The sequence below is a fragment of the Streptomyces sp. Je 1-4 4N24 genome (genome assembly GCF_026239515.1).
Lineage (GTDB): Bacteria > Actinomycetota > Actinomycetes > Streptomycetales > Streptomycetaceae > Streptomyces > Streptomyces nigrescens.
On sequence record NZ_CP110836.1, the window covers coordinates 4664741 to 4682410 of the forward strand.

Here is a 17670-nt window from a genome sequence, read left to right on the forward strand (position 1 = left end):
CCGCTGCTCTGCTAGCCGAACGGTCCGCCGATAAAGCCGCCGCCGTCGTCGCCCCCGTTGCCGCCATCGCCGTTGCCGCCACCGATGGTGGTCAGCGTCACGGTGGTGGTCTTGGGGTCGGACGGTGTCTGCGGCTGCGGGTCCTGGGTGACCACGCGGGCGTTGTCGTCCTGCGAGCTGCCGGCGGCGAACTGGATGTTGGTGAAGCCGGCCTGCTGCAGCGCCTTCTTCGCCTCCTTCACCGGCTGGCCGACGACACTCGGAACCGGTGTCTGGGCCCCCGCCTTACCGACCGTGAGGGTCACCGTGGAACCCTCCTTGGCCGGAGTGTTGCCCTCGGGGCTCTGGCTGAGCACCTTGCCGACCTGGTTCGGGTCGGTGATTTCCTGTTCGCTCTTCTCGACCACGAAGCCCAGGTCCTTCAGCTGCTTTTCGGCCGTCGCGAAGTCCTGTCCCGTGACGGGCGGGACGTTCTGCTTGGGAGACTCCTGGGCGACGGTGAGGACGATCACTGTGCTCTTGGGCGCCTCGCTCTGGCCAGCGGGGTTCTGCTTGAGCACGATGCCCGGCGTCCGGTCGGACTCCTCAGGGACCTTTTTGACGTTCTCGAAGCCCTTGCGCTTGAGGCGGTCGCGAGCACTTTCGAACGAAAGGTCCTCCACGTCCGGAACGGTGACCTTGATGGCGCCCGTGCACATGGTCACGTTGACCGTTTCATTCTTGTCGATCTTCTCGCCGGCCTCCGGCTCCTGCTCGGTGACCCGGCCCTTCTTCACGTTGTCGCAGGCCTTACGACCGGCCTCGGAGATGTTGAAGCCGCCGTTCCGTCCGGAGGCCTTCGCTTCGGCTCGGGTCTTGCCGACGAGGTCGGGCACCGACACCTTGCCGCCCGTATTGGTGTTGGTGAACATCGCCTTGCCGATGAAGATCGCACCGACCAGGACGAGGACGGCCGCAAGCACCAGCAGGATCGTCGAGGTGCTGCTCTTCTTCTGACCGCTGCCGCGGCGGCGGTCGCCGCGGTCGTCGTAGCCCCCGTCGTCCGGGTTCATCGGCGGAAGCATGGCGGTCTGGCCGGCCGGATCCTGCGGACGCAGCATGGTGGTCGGCTGGTCCTGGTCGTAGCCGGCCGCACCCATGGCGGAGGCCGCCGCGACCGGCTGGCCATCCAGCGCCGCCTCGATGTCGGCACGCATCTCATCGGCCGACTGATAGCGGTAGTCCGGGTCCTTGACCAGCGCCTTCAGGACGATGGCGTCCATCTCCGGCGTGATCTCGGGGTCGAAGTTGCTCGGCTTCTGCGGCTCCTCGCGGACATGCTGATAGGCCACCGCGACCGGTGAGTCACCGACGAACGGCGGCCGTACCGTGAGCAGCTCGTAGAGCAGACAGCCGGTGGAGTACAGGTCGGAGCGGGCGTCGACCTGCTCGCCCTTGGCCTGCTCGGGCGAGAGGTACTGGGCCGTGCCGATGACCGCCGCGGTCTGCGTCATCGTCATCCCGGCATCGCCCATGGCGCGGGCGATGCCGAAGTCCATGACCTTGACCTGGCCGGTGCGCGTCAGCATGACGTTGGCTGGCTTGATGTCGCGGTGGACGATGCCGGCCCGGTGGGAGTACTCCAGCGCCTGGAGGACACCGGTAGTCATCTCCAGCGAGCGCTCGGGCAGCAGCTTTCTTCCGGAGTGCAGCAGCTCACGGAGCGTGGAGCCGTCGACGTACTCCATGACGATGTACGGGATCGAGACACCGTCGACGTAGTCCTCGCCGGTGTCGTAGACCGCGACGATCGACGGATGGTTCAGCGAGGCGGCCGACTGGGCCTCACGGCGGAACCGGGCCTGGAAGGACGGGTCACGGGCGAGGTCCACCCGCAGCGTCTTCACAGCTACGGTGCGGCCCAGGCGGGTGTCATGCGCGAGGTACACCTCGGCCATGCCACCGCGGCCGAGCACCGAGCCCAGCTCGTACCGGCCGCCGAGGCGACGCGGCTCTTCCATAAGCTTCTCCAGCCCTCTCCGTCAGTCCCGACCGCACCGGTGTGTGGTCCGGCGGTGTGCTGTCCGGGCATACCGTACCCGGCACGCCGTACCGGACCGGGCCGGAGCCGCAACCTGATACGTGACCGGTATTGGCATGATCCGAGTCACTTTTCGCCTTCGAGTACCGCCTGCATGACGTGCTTCGCGACCGGAGCTGCGAGCTTGCCACCGGCGATGTCATCGCGGAGCGTGTCGGATCCCTCAATGACGACAGCGACCGCGACGGGGGTGCCCTTGTCGGTCTTCGCGTAGGAGATGAACCAGGCGTACGGATTGTCCTTGTTGTTCTCACCGTGCTGTGCGGTACCGGTCTTACCGCCGACTGTGACGTTCGGGATCTGGGCGTTGGTTCCCGTACCCGACTTGACCACGGTCTCCATCATGCTCTGGATCTTCTGCGCGTTCTCCGGGCTGAGCGGCTGGCTCATCTCCTGCGGAGTGTGCTGCTGGACCACATTGAGGTTCGTCGCCACCAGCTGATCGACCATGTACGGCTTCATCAGCTTGCCGCCGTTGGCGACCGCCGAGGCGACCATGGCCATCTGCAGCGGTGTGGCGCGGTTGGAGGCCTGGCCGATGCCCGCCATCGCGTTCTGCGGCCGGTTGTCCGTGGGGAAGATGCTCTCCGAGGCACGGACCGGAGTGTTGATGCCCGGGTCGTTGAAGCCGAACTTCTCCGCCTCGGCCTTCATCTTCTTGTTGCCGAGGTCGGCGCTGATCTTGCCGAACACGGTGTTGCAGGACACCCGCAGCGCCTCGCGCAGGCTGGCGTTCTTGCAGGGGATGTTGCCCTCGTTCTTCAGCTCGACGCCCGAGGTGTCGGGGAGCGTGTAGGGCAGCGGGGAGCGGGTGCTGGAGTCGACGTCGTCGTAGAGGCCGTTCTCCAGGGCCGCCGCTGCCGTGACGACCTTGAAGGTGGAGCCGGGCGGGTAGGTCTGGCGCAGCGCCCGGTTGAGCATCGGCTCGTCGGGGTTGTTCTTCTTCTGCAGCCCGTTGTACGCCTCGGCGTCCTTGTTGCTCATCCCGGCGAAGGTGGACGGGTCGTAGGACGGGGTGCTGGCCAGTGCCAGGATCGCGCCGGTCTCCGGGTTGATCGCGGCGACCGCGCCCTTCTGCTTGCCGAGCCCGTCGAAGGCCGCCTTCTGGGCCTTGGCGTCGAGGGTGGTCACCACGTTGCCGCCCTTCTGCTTGCTGCCGGTGAACATGTCGACCGTGCGGCTGAAGAAGAGCCTGTCGTCGGTACCGGTGAGAATGCCGTCGTTGAGCTTCTCGAGCTGGTTGGCGTCGAAGGCCTGCGAGGCGTAGCCGGTGACCGGCGCCCACATCTTGCCGTTCTTGTACGTCCGCTTGTACTTGAAGTCGCCGCTGTCCGTGGTCGAGGAGCCGGTGATGGCCTTGCCGTCCACGATGATGTTGCCGCGCGGGATGCTGTATCGCTCGATGGCGACCCGCCGGTTGTGCGGGTCGTCCTTGAGCTCGTCACCCTGGACGAACTGCACCCAGTTGACGCGCACCAGCAGGGCGAGGACGAGCAGGCCGCAGAAGATCGCGACCCGGCGCAGGGGCTTGTTCACGGACGGACCACCTGGGTCATCTCGGCGTCGGTGGAGGGAGCGGGGGCCGGCGCCGGGCGGCGCGCGGTGTCGCTGATCCGCAGCAGGATCGCGATCAGCGCCCAGTTGGCGATCACGGACGACCCACCCTGGGCGAGGAACGGCATCGTCATACCCGTCAGCGGGATCAGGCCCGTCACACCACCGGCGACGACGAAGACCTGCAGGGCGAAGGCACCGGACAGGCCGATCGCGAGCAGCTTGCCGAACGGGTCGCGGGCCGCCAGCGCCGTACGGATACCGCGCTCGATCAGCAGGCCGTACAGCATCAGAATGGCCATCAGCCCGGCGAGCCCGATCTCCTCACCGACCGTGGCGAGAATGTAGTCACTCTTCGGCGCGATGCCCTGGATGAGGCGGGAGTAGCCCTGGCCCAGACCGGAGCCGAGGATGCCGCCGGAGCCGAAGGAGTACATGGCCTGGGCGGTCTCGGTGACACCGCCGCCTTGCAGCTCCAGCGGGTTGAGCCAGTTGTGCACACGGATCTGGACGTGCGACTCGAACGTCGCCACAGCGACCGCGCCGCCCGCGCTGAGCAGCAGTCCGAACACGATCCAGCTGGTCCGCTCGGTCGCCACGTACAGCATCACGACGAACAGGCCGAAGAACAGCAGCGAGGTACCCAGGTCGGTCTCGAAGACCAGGATCATCAGGCTCAGCGCCCAGATGACGAGGATCGGGCCGAGGTCGCGGCCGCGGGGGAGGTAGAGGCCCATGAAGCGGCGGCTGGCCAGCGCCAGCGCGTCCCGCTTCACCATCAGATAGCCGGCGAAGAAGATCGCGATGATGATCTTCGCGAACTCACCGGGCTGCAGCGAGCCGAGACCCGGAATCGTGATCCAGATCTTTGCGCCGTTCACACCGGGAAAGAACATCGGGGCGATCAGCAGCACCAGCGCGACCACCATCGAGATGTAGGTGTAGCGCTGCAGGACCCGGTGGTCCTTGAGGAAGATCAGGATGGCGAGGAAGAAGGCGACACCGAGGGTCGACCACATCAGCTGGTTGGGCGCCATCGCCTTGCCCAGCGAAGGCTCCTGGTCCAGCCGCCAGATGAAGATCAGACCCAGGCCGTTGAGCAGGGTGCCGATGGGCAGCATCAGCGGATCCGCGTACGGCGCCCACTTGCGGACGACGAGATGCGCGACGCCCGCCAGCAGGCCGAGCCCGAGGCTGTAGCCCAGCACACCGGCCGGCACCGAACCGTCCTTCGCCAGACCGACGTTGACGTACGCGAACACCGGAATCAGCACCGCGAAGATGAGCATCGCCAGCTCGGTGTTGCGGCGGCTCGGGGCTCCGATGGTGCCGATGGTGGTGGTGTTGGTGGTGCTGCTCATGAGATCTACGGCCCCCTACGCCCTCACTGCTGGGTGCTGCAATTCTTTTCCAGCTTCTGCTGCTCCTGGGAAGGGGCCTGGCTGGGAGTGGCCTTGGGAGACGGAGAGGTGGTCGCCGCCAGTGCGCCGGCCGTGCCGGTGCCGCTGTTCCTGCCGGTGCTGCCGGGCTTGGCGCTCGGCGAACCGGACGGTGAAGCTGACGGAGAGCCGGGCTTGCTCGGTGTGCCCGTCTGGCCCTGGCCCGGGTGACGCGCCGCGTCACGCTCGGCGGCCTCCCGCTGCTCCTTGGTACGGCAGGCATTGGCCTGCTTACTCAATTCGGTGACCTTTTCTCCCGCCTGAGTGCGGTTGTCGACCGCGATCGTCTCCTTGACCTGGTTGCGCTGGTACAGCGGCAGGTACTTGAGTTCGATCTCGGGGTGGTCCTCGTCCACATCATTGAGCCTGATCCACGCGAGATCCTGGCTGATGCCCCGGTAGAGCGCGATGTGGTCGTCCTTGGCACCGACGAAGTACTGGGTCTGCGTCCAGTTGTAGCCCGCGTAGCAGCCGCCGCCCACGACGGCCAGCGCCAGCGCGATGAGCAGCGACCGCTTGAGCCACCGCCCGCGCCGCCGGGGCTTGACGAAGTCCTCGTCCATGAACGCGCCGAACGAGCCCTGCGGCGGTCCGCCGACCTCCGGATCACCGCTGCCGGGCGGTCCGAAGGCACCAGGGGCGCCCGGGTTCGGTCCGCCGGGCCGGCCGAGTTCGGCGGCCCGGGCGGCGGGGGTCTGCAGCGTGCTCGGGTCGCTGAGCTGGTGCTGGTTCTCCGCGACGGCGCCGACGATGACCGGGGTGTCGTTGAGCTGACCGGCCATCGTTTCGTTGCCGTCCACGTCCAGGACGTCGGCGACGATGCAGGTGATGTTGTCGGGTCCGCCGCCGCGCAGCGCGAGCTGGATCAGCTCCTGCACCGTCTCGTGCGGCCCGTGGTAGCTGGCGAGGGTCTCCTCCAGCGTCTGGTGGCTGACCACCCCGGACAGTCCGTCCGAGCAGATCAGATACCGGTCGCCGGCCCGCACCTCGCGGATCGACAGATCGGGCTCGACATGATCGCCGCTGCCCAGCGCCCGCATCAGCAGCGACCGCTGCGGATGGGTGGTGGCTTCCTCTTCGGTGATCCGGCCCTCGTCGACCAGCCGCTGCACCCAGGTGTGGTCCTGGGTGATCTGGGTCAGGGCGCCGTCACGCAGCAGGTACGCACGCGAGTCGCCGACATGGACGAGACCGAGCCGCTGCCCGGTCCACAGCAGGGCGGTCAGGGTCGTGCCCATGCCCTCCAGCTGCGGGTCCTCCTCGACCATCACCCGCAGCTGGTCATTGGCGCGCGTGACGGCCGTGCCCAGGGAGGTGAGGAGGTCGGAGCCGGGAACGTCGTCGTCGAGCTGGACGAGTGTGGAGATCACCTCGGAGGAGGCGACCTCACCGGCGGCCTGGCCGCCCATGCCGTCGGCGATGGCGAGCAGCCGTGGCCCGGCGTAGCCGGAGTCCTCGTTGCCCTCGCGGATCATGCCCTTGTGCGATCCGGCGGCGAAGCGCAGTGACAGACTCATGCGCACCTCACCCGTCGGCTCGGGGTACAGCCGGTCTCTTCGAGCCACACTGCCCACCCTCCGGTCGGGAGCACGCCCGGGTCCGCCGAGTGGACCGCCGCGGCTCGCTCGCTCCGCTCGCTCATTGTCGTACTACTTCCGCAGCTCGATGACGGTCTTGCCGATGCGGATCGGGGCTCCCAGAGGAATCGGTGTCGGGGTCGTCAGTCGGGTCCGGTCCAGGTACGTGCCGTTGGTGGAACCGAGGTCCTCGACGATCCACTGGCCGTCACGGTCCGGGTAGATCCTGGCATGCCTGCTGGACGCGTAGTCGTCGTCCAGCACGATCGTGGAGTCGTGCGCACGGCCCAGGGAGATGGTCTGGCCTTGGAGGGCGACGGTGGTGCCGGTCAGCGAGCCCTCGGAGACCACGAGCTTCGTGGGGGCTCCGCGGCGCTGCCGGTTGTTGTTGCCGCGTCCGCCTTCCTGGCGGCGCTGTTGTTGCGGTGGCGCGGCAGCCTGCCGCTGCGCACGCGGTTCCTGTCCGCCGCGACGGGCGGCACCGCGCTGTGTGACGCGCGTGCCGAACAGATCGCTGCGGATGACCTGAACGGCCACGATGACGAACAGCCACAGTACGGCGAGGAAACCCAACCGCATGACCGTGAGGGTCAGCTCTGACATTGCCCCCGCTTCACCCTTCGGCTTGCCGGTAAACGATGGTGGTACTGCCCACGACAATCCGCGAGCCGTCGCGGAGATTAGCGCGAGTGGTGTGCTGCCCGTCTACCACGATGCCGTTCGTGGAACCCAGATCCTGGATCATGGGGGGCGTTCCGACCCGGATCTCACAATGACGCCGGGAGACACCCGGGTCGTCGATCCGTACGTCAGCGTCGGTGCTGCGGCCCAGCACGAGCGTGGGGCGGGAGATCTGATGGCGGGTGCCGTTGATCTCGATCCAGCGCCTGGTTTGTGCCTGGGGCTGCGGTCCTGCACCGGGCGGTGCCGTACGGGGTACGGACTGTGCGCCGCCGGGAGGCGGGGACGAAGGCATGGGGGGCGGGCTCACATGGCCGCCGCCGGGCTGGCCGCCGCGGGGCATCGCCGCGGAGCGCCGGTCGGCCGCCGGGCCCGGCTGGTCCTGGGACGAGCTGGAGGCGAGCGTGCGGCTGCGGACGCGGTACAGGCCGGTGTCGAGATCGTCGGCCTTCTCCAGATGGACCTTGATCGAGCCCATGAAGGTGTACCGCTGCTGCTTGGCGTAGTCGCGGACCATGCTGGAGAGCTCGTCGCCGAGCTGCCCGCTGTAGGGGCTCAGCCGCTCGTAGTCGGGGGTGCTCAGCTCGACGATGAAGTCGTTGGGGACGACCGTGCGGTCGCGGTTCCAGATGGTGGCGTTGTTGTCGCACTCACGCTGCAGCGCGCCGGCGATCTCAACGGGCTGCACCTCGGACTTGAACACCTTGGCGAAGGTGCCGTTGACGAGACCTTCGAGCCGCTGCTCGAAACGCTTCAGTACTCCCACGGGGCACCTCCTTCCTCAGTCTTCGTCGGGGTCGTCCTGGTCGAGTCGTCCTGATACTGCTTACTGATCGTATCCACGCGTCGGGAAATCGGCTGGTTCCCCTTTCCCGCCTTGAGGACGAGTGTCGCCCCTCACAGGGTTGCCCGGTGCTTGTTTGCTCCTTGCCCACTGCTCGTGCACTGCGATCGTAGATGTGCCCCGCAGACAGTGTCCCGCAACCGCCGACCACTCCGGCCGGGCGGGGGCCGGAGTCGGACATGGCGCGGGGCGCGGGCCCCGGCCGGCCCGGAGGCGGACCGGGTGGCCCTCACTCTGTTTGCGGCTACCGCGAGTGTGAACCCTCTGGGCAGCGCTCGGCGAATGCCCGGTGTGGGGCGGGGTGCCACCCGGGTTGCCGCAGGGCGGGGACCGGGGGAAAGGCGTGTGAAGGCACCCCCGACAGCGTGCTAGTGTTCTGGATGTCGAAAGGCGCTCGCACAAGACCCGGACGGAACAGCCCGGATCACGTGAGAGAATCAATCGGCAGCACCCATGCGCGGGTGGCGGAATAGGCAGACGCGCTGGATTCAGGTTCCAGTGCCCGAAAGGGCGTGGGGGTTCAACTCCCCCCTCGCGCACAGATGAGACCCCCGGTCTCCGGAGAAATCCGGGCCGGGGGTCTTTCGTTGTCTTCATCACGTTGTTGGGTACGTCACGGGCGCCGTGGGGGACGCCCTCACGGGCAGGCCTCGGCCGGCCCGTTGAGGCCTACGTCACATCCGCGCCCGCCGCCGCCCTCACCGTGGCCGCTGCCGCCCCCGCCATGGCCTCCGTCACCCGGCGATCTCCGTGACGACCGTACGGAAGGCGCGGACCCGGGCGGTTTCCCGGGCGGTGTGGTGGACCAGCCCCAGGACCGACCCCGGCAGGCCGGTGACGGGGACGAAGACGAGGTCGCGGCGGCCGTGGTAGTCGGCGGTGGGGCGGCACAGCAGCATGCCGCCGCGGCCGGCCGCGGCGAGGGTGAGGCCCTCCTGCAGCGTGCTGACGCCTGGCCCCGCAGGGATCGGACGGCCCTGCGGGGTGGCTGCCGGGGCGTGTGCCGCGCGCCAGTAGGCGGGCGCCGGGCCGGCCGCGGAGATCAGCGGGGTGGTGGCGAGATCCTCGGCGCCGATCGTGGCGCGGGACGCCAGGGGGTGCCGTACGGAGACGGCGAGGGTCTGCTGCTGGGCCGGGAAGACGGGGCCGAGGGTGAGATCGGGCTCGGCGACGGGCAGGAGCGTCACGGCGGCGTCGACCGCGCCGCTGCGCAGTGCGCCGAAGGGATCGCACAGCGGGATCTCGACGATCTCGGTGGCGCAGCCCGGGTGACGGCGGTGGAAGACGTCGATGGCCCGCATGATCCGGTCGTCCGCGGTGCCCTGAAAGCCGATCGTCAGACGGCCCTCGATCCCGCGGGCGGCGCTGCGGGCGCTCTCCACGGTGGTGCGCAGCGCGTCGTAGGCGGGGCGCAGCGAGGTACGGAACTCCTCGCCGAGCGGGGTGAGGCGGACCCGGCGGCTGGTGCGGTCCACGAGCCGGGCGCCGATCCGCGACTCCAGGGCGCGCAGCAGCTGGCTGACGCGGCTCTGCGAGACATACAGCCGCTCACCGGTGCGGCCGAAGTGGAGCTCCTCGGAGAGGACGAGGAAGCATTCCAGCTCGCGGAGTTCGAGGCCGGGGGCGGGCAGGCCGGCGGTTGCGGCGGGCGGGCCGCTCATGGGGCTCCTCCGGGGATCGGGCGGTTTTGCGCGGTGGATCGATGAGTCCTGCTCATAGAAGGGTGAGAGGTGGGCCGTTGTTCCCCCGGCGGTGCGGGCGTTGGCTGGGGGCATGACGAACATCGAGGGCGGGGCGGCGGCCCGGGGCGCCGAAGTGGCCGCGCGAACAGCGGAGTCGGGGCGGAAGCGGGGCGGTGGCCTGCCGGCGGTCGGGGCGCTGGCCGCGGCGACGTTCACGGTGGTGACGTCGGAGATGCTGCCGGTGGGGCTGTTGACCCCGATCGGCCGGGAGTTGCGGATCTCGGCCGGTACGGCGGGGCTGACGCTGACGGTCACAGGCTTGGTCGCGGCGGTGTCGGCCCCGTTGCTGACGATGCTGGTGGGGCGGCGGGACCGGCGGGCGGTGCTGGTCGCCCTGATGGGCACCCTGGCGGCGGCCAATCTGCTGGCGGCGTATGCGCCGAATGTCGTGGTGCTGCTGGTGGCACGGGTGCTGGTGGGGTTGGGGATGGGCGGGGTGTGGGCGATCGCGGCGGGGCTCGCGGTGCGGCTGGTGCCCGCGCGGAGCGTGGCGGCGGCGACATCCCTGATCTTCAGCGGGGTCGCGGCGGCGTCCGTACTGGGTGTGCCGGCCGGCACGTTCCTGGGTGAACTGGGCGGCCGGCGAACGGCGTTCGGGGCGATGGCCGTGGTCTGCGGGGCGGTCGCGGTCGCGCTGGCCGTACTGCTGCCGCCGCTGCCGGAGACGGCTGCGGTGCGGCTGAACGGGGTGCTGGCCGTGCTGCGCGGCGCCCCCGTACGGACCGGGCTCGTCCTGGTGGCGCTCCTGGTGACCGGGCACTTCGCGGCGTACACCTATGTGCGGCCGGTGCTGGAGGAGGTGGCCGGCGCGGAGGCCGGGCAGATCAGCACGCTGCTGCTGGCGTTCGGCCTCGCGGGGCTGGCCGGGAACTTCCTGGCCGGGGCCGGGGCGGCGCGGTCACCAAGGGCGGCGTTGCTGGTGATCTGCGGGGTGCTTGCGGGGGCGGTGTTGCTGATGCCGCTGGTGGGGCGCGGGGCAGGGGTGCCGGGGACGGCGCTCGTGGTGGCCGTATGGGGGCTGGCCTACGGGGGCGTCTCGGTCAGCACGCAGACCTGGCTGATGGCGGCCGCACCGGGTGCGCGCGAGGCGGCCTCCGCACTCTTCGTGGCGGTGTTCAACGGGGCCATCGCACTGGGGGCGCTGGCCGGCGGGCGGGCCGCGGACGGCTGGGGCGCGGTCGGTGTGATGTGGCTGGGCGGGGCGCTCGCCGTGGGGGCGCTGGTGGCGGTGGGGGTGGGGAGGGCACCGGTACGGGAGGTGTCCTCGGGCCCGGAGTGAGGCCCGGAGTAAAGGCGGGCAAGGGGCGCGGGCCCGGGGGCGTGGGCACGGGGCGGAGGAGCCGCGTGGCCCGGTGCCCCCGGGGCGGGCGCGTGGGTGGCGATGCAATACGGGCGGCCGCCCGCCGGGAGGTGGCTGCGTCAGGCCGTGGGAGGCCGTGCCGGCAGCCCACTCCCCGGCTCGGGTCTCGGCTGTGCTTCAGGCGGCGAGGCGCTCGACGAGAGCCTTGGCCTTGGCCGCCGCGTCCTCGTGGGCCTGGTCGCGGGAGGTCTCGTACAGCGGGATCAGCTCGGCCATCGCCGGGTTGCTCGGGGCCATGGTCAGCTCGGGGACGATGAAGTCGACCTCGAGGCCCAGACCGCCGTTCAGCACGGCCTCCAGGTAGTTCTGGACGTACTCGAAGGACTCACGGGGCGTGCCCGGGGCGTAGGAACCGCCGCGGCTGGCGACGACGGTGACCGGGGTGCCCTTGGCCGACGGCTGCTCCCCCGCCGTACGGCCCATGATGATCACCTGGTCGAGCCACGCCTTGAGCGTGGAGGGAATCGTGAAGTTGTACATCGGGGCACCCATGACGATCGCGTCGGCCTGCTCCAGCTCCTCGGCGAGCTTGACGCGCAGCGCGAAGGCTGCCTGCTGCTCGGGGGTGTGGGTGGCCGGGTCGGAGAAGCCGGCGGAGGTGCCGACGCCGTCGAGGTGCGGCAGCGGATCGGCGGCCAGGTCGCGGTGGATCACGGTGCCGTCGGGGTGCTGCTCCTCCCAGGCCTTGCGGAAGGCCGCGGTGACCGAACGGGAGGCGGAGCCGCCCTCGGGAAAGACGGAGGAGTCGATGAGCAGAAGCGTGGCCATGGGATCGGTCCTTCGGTAGGCGGCCGGGCGGTGCGCGACCGCTGATTGAATTCCGTACGTCACTATTGATAGCACAGGAACTTACTTTTCCGCAGTAGCCAACGGGAAGGCGGTACTCTGGGTGTATGGCGGACCACGGCGAGGCGATGTGCAGGCAGGTCGACGGCAGGATGACGCGCGTCTTCGAGCTGTTCGGGAAGCGCTGGACGGGGCTGATCGTCGCCACCCTGATGCCGGGGCCGGTGCACTTCGCCGAGCTGCGGCGGGCCATCCCCGGGATCAGTGAGCGGATGCTCTCCGACCGCCTCATGGAGCTGGCGGCGACCGGCCTGGTCGTCCGCGAGGTGGACGCGGGGCCGCCGCTGCGGGTCTCGTACCGGCTGACGGAGGCCGGTCTGGCGATGGAGCCCGCGCTCAAGGAGCTGGGGCGCTGGGCGGAGACCTACCTCGCCGACGGCGGGCAGTGTCCGGAGCGGTTCCGGAAGTAGACGCCGCGGGGCGGGGGCGCCGGCGGGCGGTGCGGCGGCCTCCGTCTTTGGGGCCCGCTCGGGGTGGTGCTCGGGTGGCTGTCTTGCCCCGCTTACCCCAGCCGTTCCTGTGCGGCGTTGTAGCGGCGCAGATACGTCGCGAAGCGGTCGAGGTCTTCCTCGTCCCAGTCGGCCAGCCGCTCGTGGAACGCCTGGCGGCGGCTGGCGGTGACGTTGGCGAGCACCTGGGCGCCCTTCCCGGTGGGGTGCAGCACCTGTACCCGGTGGTCCTCCGGGTCGACGCGGCGCTCGACGAAGCCGAGTTTCTCCAGTGCGGCGATCTGCCGGCTGACCGTGGACTTGTCCAGGAAGTAGTGCGCCGCGAGGTCCGTGGCGCGGCATCCCTGCTGGTCATCGAGGTGCGCAAGCAGGGTGTAGGAGACCAGCGACAGCTCGGGATGCATCCGGGCGGCGGCCGCGCGGGCTCGGCGGGCGAACGCGGTCATCTCCTGCTGGATGGTCTCGACGGAGTCCTCGCGGTGAGCCACGGGTTGCCTTTCGTAGAGGTAGTTGTACAGTACAACGTGATTGAGAGTTGTAATAGCCAACTACTGCTTCCGGCCACCTGGTGGCGACAGCTGATCCGGCGAGCTGAGAGGGCCTGGCCCATGAGTACGGTCCGACGTCCCGACCACCGAAGCGAGCGCCGTGCCGCGCGCGGCGCCCACGCCACCGGGCTGCGTCACGTCCTGACGCACCTGATCACCCCGCTGCTGATGTGCATCGGGATGGGACTGGCGTATCTGGGCGCCTTCGCGCACCCCGCGCCGCACCACCTGCCCGTCGCCGTCGTCGGACCGGGCCGGAGCGCCCAGCTGCTCGCCCAGTCGATCAACGACAAGGCGGGCGGTGAACTGGACGTACGGACTGTCGGTGACCGGTCGGCGGCGGTCGACCGGCTCAAGCACCAGGACATCTTCGGCGCGTATGTGATCCCTGCGCATGGTGCGAAGGGTGCGGCGGGCACGGCGGATGCGTCGGGGGCGAAGGGGGCTTCGCACGGGGTGGACGGGGCGGACAGGGCCGGTGAGGCGGGTGCAGCGAGTGCGTTGAGTACGTCGGCGGGCCTGTCCGGTGCCAGCGGGGTGGCGGGCAGGGGGAAGCCGGTGCCCGAGCTGCTGGTGGCGACGGCTGCCTCCGACACCAGCGCAACCGTCGTCCAGAAGGTCTTCACCCCGATCGCGGCGCAACAGGGCACCCCGCTGAAGGTCACGGACGTGGCGCCGACCACCGAGGAGGACCCGACCGGTCAGGGCATCTTCTTCCTGCTGGTCGCGATCAGCATCGGCTCGTACGCCTCGGTCGCCGTGATCGGCGGCGCCGGAGCCGTGCTGCCGCTCCGGCTGCGGGCGGCGCTGGCCCTTGGGACCTCCTTCGTCGTCGGCCTCATCGGGACGGCGTTCGCCGGCCCGGTCTTCCACCTCGTCGACCACGGTCTCGGCGGCCTGTGGGGCATGGCCTGGCTCTACTCCGCGAGCATTCTGCTGATCGGCACCGGCCTGCACACCTTCCTCAGGCGCTGGACGACGCTCGGTGTGATGACCCTCTTCGTGATGCTCAACTTCACGTCCTCCGGCGGGATCTTCCGCCCCGAGATGCAGAACGGGTTCTTCGCGGCGCTGCACTCCTTCTGGAACGGTGCGGGCTTCGTGGAAGGCACCCGCAGCCATGTCTACTTCGACGGCTACGGGCTGTCGGGACACTTCTGGACGCTGGTGTGGTGGCTGGTCGTCGGCCTGGTGACGATCGGGGTGGCGGCCCTGGCCGAGAAGCGGCGGCGTACCGCGGAGGCGGAGGCGGCGGCCCATGCCGCGGCGGTGGCGGCGGCCGCGGTGGCGGCGACGGTGCCGGAACCGGCTCCGGAACGGAGCGGCCGGCCGGTGCGGACGGCAGGGGGAGCGGGGGCGGGTCACGGGTCCGCGGAGGCGGCCGCGGCGCTGGAGGGCGAGAGGGAGGAGGAGATGGAGGAAGTGGTGGGCGTCTAGCCGTCCGGAAAGTTATCCACAGGCTCTGCGGGCCGCGCCGGGACCTCGGTAACGTCATGCACGTCGGCAGACCGGAACCGCCCGGCGCGCGGACGAGCGCAGTACACAGAGAAACTGAAGCGCAAGGACATCAAGAACACCGGACACAGGTCGTGAAGGGGGAGGTGGCCCGCTATGCCGCGTGTGCCGTACGTACCGGGGTTTGCCCATCCGGATGCACAGGGGCTGTCGCCCAAGGCCGTGGGGCGGGCGCTGCGGGAGCGGCTCCCGCGTTCCGGGCAGGCCGTACTGTCGATCGCGGACGGGCGGCCGGACGCGGTCGCGGCGGTCGAGGAGTCCAACGCCGGCCGGCTGCCCGAGCTGACGCCGATACGGGTCGGGCGGATGGCCGTGAGCCCCTTCGCCTTCCTCCGCGGCTCCGCAGGCCTGATGGCGTACGACCTGGCCGCCGGCCCGGTGACCGGCATCGGCACGCAGATATGCGGAGATGCGCACGCCGCCAACTTCGGTCTCTACGGCGACGCCCGCGGCGGCCTCGTCATCGACCTCAACGACTTCGACGAGACCCTGCACGGGCCGTGGGAGTGGGATCTGAAGCGGCTCGCGACATCGATCGTGCTGGCCGGCCGGGAGGCCGGCGCCGACGAGGACGACTGCCGCAAGGCGGCACTGGACGTGGCGGGTTCCTACCGGCGCACGATGCGGCTGCTGGCCAAGCTGCCGGTCATCGGGGCGTGGAACGCGATCGCCGACGAGGAGCTGGTCTCGCACGCCGACGCCCGGGATCTGCTGGGAACGCTGGAGCGGGTCGCGGAGAAGGCCCGCAAGAACACCAGCGCGCGGTTCGCGGCCAAGGCGACGGAGCCGACGGCGGACGGCGGCCGCCGGTTCGTGGATGCACAGCCGGTGCTGCGGCAGGTGCCGGATGCGGAGGCGGCAGCCGTGGCCGCGTCCCTCACCGGCTATCTGGACACGGTCGCCGAGCACCGGCTGCCCCTGCTGGCCCGGTACGCGGTGCACGATGTGGCCTTCCGCGTGGTCGGCACGGGCAGTGTGGGCCTGCGGTCGTATGTGGTGCTGCTGTTGGATCACCGGGGCGAGCCGCTGGTCCTGCAGGTGAAGGAGGCACGCAGTTCGGTGCTGGCGCCCTTCGCGGAGAAGGCCGGCTTCCCGGTGCCGTCGGTGGTGCACGAGGGCCGCCGGGTGGTGCTCGGGCAGCGCCGGATGCAGGTGGTCAGTGACATCCTGCTGGGCTGGACGACGGTGCAGGGCGTGGCATCTGCGGGCACGGGGGGCGTGGCCTCGGGCAGCGGCCCACAGGAAGGGCTGCCCGTCCAGGTCCGCCAGTTCAGAAACCGCAAGGGCAGCGTGGACCCGACGCAGCTCTCCGGCGACCAGATGGACGACTACGCCCGGATGACCGGCGCCCTCCTGGCCCGTGCGCACTCCCACAGCGCCGACCCGCGCCTGCTGGCCGGCTACTGCGGTAAGAACGACGAACTGGACGAGGCCATAGCCGCCTTCGCGGTCTCCTACGCAGACCGCACGGAAGCGGACCACGCGGCCCTGACAGCGGCGGTGAAGAGCGGGCGGGTTGAGGCAGAGATGGGGGTGTGAGGAGGGGAGGTCGGGGGCGGGCTCGGGCTCAGGGGCTGAGCCTGGGGCTGGGGTGTGGGGCGCTGGTGGGCTCGTGGGCTCGTGGGCTCTGGGTGTTGGCGGGCTGGGGCTTGGTGGTCGGGCTCGGGCTCGGGTTCGGTGGTCGGTTCGGGGTGGGTTGCGGGCTTGGTGGGTCCGGGGCTGCTGGGGGGCTTGGGGGCGGTCGGGTCGGGGTGTGGGGGGCTTGGGGGCGGTTGGCGGTGGGAGGTAGGTGGGGTGGGTGGGCTGGGGGGAGGGGGCCCCGATCCCAGCAGGAAGCGATTGAACGGCCGTGGAGGACCGCGCCCGGCGGGGCCGTACGCTGGCCGGGTGACGAACTCGCACGCGGAGAACGCGCAGGACGGCCAGCACCGACCGGACGTACCGGGCACCCCGGACGCCCAGGCCGACCCGCAGGCACCGGACGCCCGCGACGGCGGGCAGAGCGCCCAGCTCGGGCACGACAACGGCCCGGAAGATCAGGTCGCGGGCTCGGAGGGGTTGGACCTCGGCCGCGGGACCCACACCGATCCACCCGTGGGTCAGGCCGCGGCAGGGCCTGATCAGGGCATCGGTGGGGCCGGGGCGGGGTCCGATGAGGGCGTCGGTCCGGCCGGGGCTTCCGAGCCGGGGATCGGTCAGGTCGCGGAAGAGCCCGAGCCGGGTGGTGTGCCGGACGAGCAGGCGACCGCGGCGCAGGACGAGGCGACCCGGCGGCTGGCGAAGGCGGTGCTGGCCGCGGAGCAGGCGCTGATCGAGTTCGAGATCGCGGTGGAGACCTTCCGGGTGGAGGTGGAGAACTTCTCCCGCCTGCACCACCAGCGGCTCGGCCCCATGTACGCACGGTTGGACGAGCTGGACGCGCAGATCGCCGAGGCGGTGGCGGCGCGTACGGGCGATCCCGCGGACCTCCGTAAGGCGCGGGAGGCGCGGGCGTCGGTGCTGCCGATGCCGGAGGTCGAGGAGCTGTTCCACGGCTGGATGGGTTCGGACGGGCTGTTTCCCGAGGCCGAGGCGATGCTCACCGAGCGGTCGGTGCAGCCGCCGCAGAAGGTGCGGCCCAGCGAAGAGGCCCGCAAGGTCTACCGCGACCTGGTGCGCAAGGCCCACCCGGACCTGGCGCGGGACGACGCGGAGCGTGCGCGGCGGGACGCCTTCATCGCGCGGGTCAACATGGCATACGCCCAGGGCGATGAGACGGTGCTGCGCGAGCTGGCGCGGGAGTGGGAGGCCGGTCCCGCGCCGGTCGAGGAGCGGCTCAGCGAGAGCGAGGAGCTCTACGCGCGGCTGGAGTGGCTGGCCGAGCGCAAGGAGCTGCTGGCCGCGATGGCCGCCGAGTTGGAGGAGAGCGCGATCGGCGCGATGATCAAGATGGCGCCGGAGGACCCGGACGCGCTGCTGGACGAGATCGCCGAGAAGCTGCTCGCCGATGTCGCGGAACGCGAGACGTACCTCGCGCAGCTGGTCGGGTAGCGTCG

The 17670-nt window shown here is 70.3% G+C and carries 14 protein-coding genes and 1 tRNA gene; 6 read left to right on the forward strand and 9 right to left on the reverse strand.

Going from position 1 to position 17670, the window contains the following annotated elements; translation table 11 throughout:
* Window positions 1-11: 11 nt before the first annotated feature.
* From pknB to SLV14N_RS20270, 6 genes are all read right to left on the reverse strand, one after another.
* The gene (gene pknB, locus SLV14N_RS20245; RefSeq protein ID WP_263270512.1) at window positions 12-2000 is read right to left on the reverse strand and encodes a Stk1 family PASTA domain-containing Ser/Thr kinase; all 1989 of its coding nucleotides are present in this window, start codon (window positions 1998-2000) and stop codon (window positions 12-14) included.
* A gap of 146 nt (window positions 2001-2146) precedes the next feature.
* Window positions 2147-3616, reverse strand: coding sequence for a penicillin-binding protein 2 (locus SLV14N_RS20250; protein WP_263270513.1), 1470 nt, complete (start codon window positions 3614-3616; stop codon window positions 2147-2149).
* A complete protein-coding gene (locus SLV14N_RS20255; protein WP_208682459.1) occupies window positions 3613-4995 on the reverse strand; it encodes an FtsW/RodA/SpoVE family cell cycle protein in 1383 nt (460 codons plus the stop codon). The genes SLV14N_RS20250 and SLV14N_RS20255 overlap by 4 nt, the downstream gene beginning before the upstream one ends.
* Before the next feature lie 23 nt (window positions 4996-5018).
* The gene (locus SLV14N_RS20260) at window positions 5019-6590 is read right to left on the reverse strand and encodes a PP2C family serine/threonine-protein phosphatase (protein WP_208682461.1); all 1572 of its coding nucleotides are present in this window, start codon (window positions 6588-6590) and stop codon (window positions 5019-5021) included.
* Window positions 6591-6722: 132 nt separating this feature from the next.
* Window positions 6723-7253 carry an FHA domain-containing protein gene (locus SLV14N_RS20265; RefSeq protein ID WP_018092067.1) on the reverse strand — a complete coding sequence of 177 codons (531 nt, stop codon included), beginning with the start codon at window positions 7251-7253 and terminating at the stop codon, window positions 6723-6725.
* A gap of 10 nt (window positions 7254-7263) precedes the next feature.
* Window positions 7264-8097, reverse strand: coding sequence for a DUF3662 and FHA domain-containing protein (locus SLV14N_RS20270; RefSeq protein WP_018092066.1), 834 nt, complete (start codon window positions 8095-8097; stop codon window positions 7264-7266).
* Window positions 8098-8630: 533 nt separating this feature from the next.
* Here SLV14N_RS20270 and SLV14N_RS20275 point away from each other — a divergent pair.
* A tRNA-Leu gene (locus tag SLV14N_RS20275) sits at window positions 8631-8714 on the forward strand.
* 195 nt (window positions 8715-8909) lie between these two features.
* Here SLV14N_RS20275 and SLV14N_RS20280 read toward each other — a convergent pair.
* On the reverse strand, window positions 8910-9836 hold the full coding sequence (locus SLV14N_RS20280) for a LysR family transcriptional regulator (protein WP_263270514.1): 927 nt from the start codon (window positions 9834-9836) through the stop codon (window positions 8910-8912).
* A 112-nt stretch (window positions 9837-9948) separates the two neighbouring features.
* On the opposite strand from SLV14N_RS20280, the gene SLV14N_RS20285 reads away from it, so the two are divergent.
* Window positions 9949-11196: an MFS transporter gene (locus SLV14N_RS20285; protein WP_263270515.1), complete on the forward strand. Its 1248-nt coding sequence runs from the start codon at window positions 9949-9951 to the stop codon at window positions 11194-11196.
* A 198-nt stretch (window positions 11197-11394) separates the two neighbouring features.
* Here SLV14N_RS20285 and SLV14N_RS20290 read toward each other — a convergent pair whose 3' ends face one another.
* Window positions 11395-12045, reverse strand: a complete 651-nt coding sequence (locus SLV14N_RS20290) for an FMN-dependent NADH-azoreductase (RefSeq protein WP_208682473.1) — start codon at window positions 12043-12045, stop codon at window positions 11395-11397.
* A 125-nt stretch (window positions 12046-12170) separates the two neighbouring features.
* Here SLV14N_RS20290 and SLV14N_RS20295 point away from each other — a divergent pair, with 125 nt between their 5' ends.
* The gene (locus SLV14N_RS20295; protein WP_208682475.1) at window positions 12171-12533 is read left to right on the forward strand and encodes a helix-turn-helix domain-containing protein; all 363 of its coding nucleotides are present in this window, start codon (window positions 12171-12173) and stop codon (window positions 12531-12533) included.
* Between the two features lie 92 nt (window positions 12534-12625).
* On the opposite strand, the gene SLV14N_RS20300 is transcribed toward SLV14N_RS20295, so the two are convergent.
* The gene (locus SLV14N_RS20300; protein ID WP_208682477.1) at window positions 12626-13060 is read right to left on the reverse strand and encodes a MarR family winged helix-turn-helix transcriptional regulator; all 435 of its coding nucleotides are present in this window, start codon (window positions 13058-13060) and stop codon (window positions 12626-12628) included.
* Window positions 13061-13180: 120 nt separating this feature from the next.
* On the opposite strand from SLV14N_RS20300, the gene SLV14N_RS20305 reads away from it, so the two are divergent.
* The 3 genes from SLV14N_RS20305 to SLV14N_RS20315 all read left to right on the forward strand — a co-directional run bounded on the left by SLV14N_RS20305 (window position 13181) and on the right by SLV14N_RS20315 (window position 17665).
* Window positions 13181-14557: an ABC transporter permease gene (locus tag SLV14N_RS20305; RefSeq protein WP_263270516.1), complete on the forward strand. Its 1377-nt coding sequence runs from the start codon at window positions 13181-13183 to the stop codon at window positions 14555-14557.
* Window positions 14558-14731: 174 nt separating this feature from the next.
* A complete protein-coding gene (locus SLV14N_RS20310; RefSeq protein ID WP_263270517.1) occupies window positions 14732-16174 on the forward strand; it encodes a DUF2252 domain-containing protein in 1443 nt (480 codons plus the stop codon).
* Window positions 16175-16522: 348 nt separating this feature from the next.
* Window positions 16523-17665, forward strand: coding sequence for a hypothetical protein (locus tag SLV14N_RS20315; protein ID WP_317633715.1), 1143 nt, complete (start codon window positions 16523-16525; stop codon window positions 17663-17665).
* The last annotated feature ends 5 nt before the right edge of the window (window positions 17666-17670 follow it).

Coding starts and splice junctions, on each gene's coding strand:
- pknB (WP_263270512.1), bottom strand. CDS start 2,000: ATGGAAGAGCCGCGTCGCCTCGGCGGCCGGTACGAGCTGGGCTCGGTG.
- SLV14N_RS20255 (WP_208682459.1), bottom strand. CDS start 4,995: ATGAGCAGCACCACCAACACCACCACCATCGGCACCATCGGAGCCCCG.
- SLV14N_RS20260 (WP_208682461.1), bottom strand. CDS start 6,590: ATGAGTCTGTCACTGCGCTTCGCCGCCGGATCGCACAAGGGCATGATC.
- SLV14N_RS20265 (WP_018092067.1), bottom strand. CDS start 7,253: ATGTCAGAGCTGACCCTCACGGTCATGCGGTTGGGTTTCCTCGCCGTA.
- SLV14N_RS20280 (WP_263270514.1), bottom strand. CDS start 9,836: ATGAGCGGCCCGCCCGCCGCAACCGCCGGCCTGCCCGCCCCCGGCCTC.
- SLV14N_RS20285 (WP_263270515.1), top strand. CDS start 9,949: ATGACGAACATCGAGGGCGGGGCGGCGGCCCGGGGCGCCGAAGTGGCC.
- SLV14N_RS20290 (WP_208682473.1), bottom strand. CDS start 12,045: ATGGCCACGCTTCTGCTCATCGACTCCTCCGTCTTTCCCGAGGGCGGC.
- SLV14N_RS20295 (WP_208682475.1), top strand. CDS start 12,171: ATGGCGGACCACGGCGAGGCGATGTGCAGGCAGGTCGACGGCAGGATG.
- SLV14N_RS20305 (WP_263270516.1), top strand. CDS start 13,181: ATGAGTACGGTCCGACGTCCCGACCACCGAAGCGAGCGCCGTGCCGCG.
- SLV14N_RS20310 (WP_263270517.1), top strand. CDS start 14,732: ATGCCGCGTGTGCCGTACGTACCGGGGTTTGCCCATCCGGATGCACAG.